Origin of the sequence: Brachyspira sp. SAP_772 (assembly GCF_009755885.1) — a bacterium.
Lineage (GTDB): Bacteria > Spirochaetota > Brachyspiria > Brachyspirales > Brachyspiraceae > Brachyspira.
Genome location: NZ_VYIX01000061.1, coordinates 1 through 922, shown reverse-complemented (window position 1 = coordinate 922; position 922 = coordinate 1). Strand labels below are relative to the sequence as shown.

Sequence of the window (922 nt, the reverse complement as noted above, 5' to 3'; positions counted from 1 at the left end):
ACTTTAGGAATAAAATTGCAGCCTATAAGTTTTATAGTGATAGAAAGCATGTATTTTGTAACAAGTAAAAAGGATACTTTAACTATTACAAATAATCGTTATCTAATGGCTCAAGGAAATAAAACAACTATTACTTTTAATATACCATTGGCTTCTATTAACTCTAGTATTAGAGTAAAAGGTAATTACTCTTATCTTTCTGGAGAGAATACATATAATTTGAGTGTCAATAATAATTCGCTTCCAGGTCTTCCAAAGCATCAATTTAATACTTCTGTAGAATATGTTTATGGCATTAATTTAAATTATGAATATGCTTTAATGTTTAATGTTCAGTATATAGGAGATGATTATAAYAATACTACTAAAAGCGATTCTGATAAATCTTATACAACTTTTGATTTAATATCTTCTTTTAATTATAAAAAGACACTTTCTTTAAAATGCGGAGTAAAAAATATTCTAGATATAAAATATGAAACTATAAAGGGCTATCCTATATCAAGCAGAGAGTATTTTGCAAATATTTCATTTATTTTTTAACCCTTTATAGTTTTCTGTTATTCAATTAAATATTAATACATGGAGAGTTAAATAGCTTGCAAATAAGCACCATAAAATATAAGGTATTAATATATAACTTGCTGCTTTTGATATAGTTTTGAATTTCATTATTGTAATTATAATAAGTATATCTAAAATTATTATTTCTATAAAACCAAACAATGGACTTTTTAATCCRAAGAATATATAAGTCCAAAACAAATTTAAAATAAACTGAATAATAAAAAGAAATATATAATTTTTAATATTTTTCTTTATTTCTAAATCTTGTTCATCTATGTATTTATTTATTATAATAGCTATTGAAATACCCATTAATAGATATAATATGCTCCAAGCTATAGGAAATATTATATTT

At 22.5% G+C, this 922-nt stretch carries 2 protein-coding genes; one reads left to right on the top strand and one right to left on the bottom strand.

Translation table 11 applies throughout. The features are described 5' to 3' along the window. On the top strand, positions 1-543 hold a 543-nt coding region (locus GQX97_RS12560), incomplete at its 5' end, for a TonB-dependent receptor domain-containing protein (protein ID WP_157152240.1). 21 nt (positions 544-564) lie between these two features. Here GQX97_RS12560 and GQX97_RS12555 read toward each other — a convergent pair. After that, on the bottom strand, positions 565-922 hold a 358-nt coding region (locus tag GQX97_RS12555; RefSeq protein ID WP_157152239.1), incomplete at its 5' end, for a TspO/MBR family protein.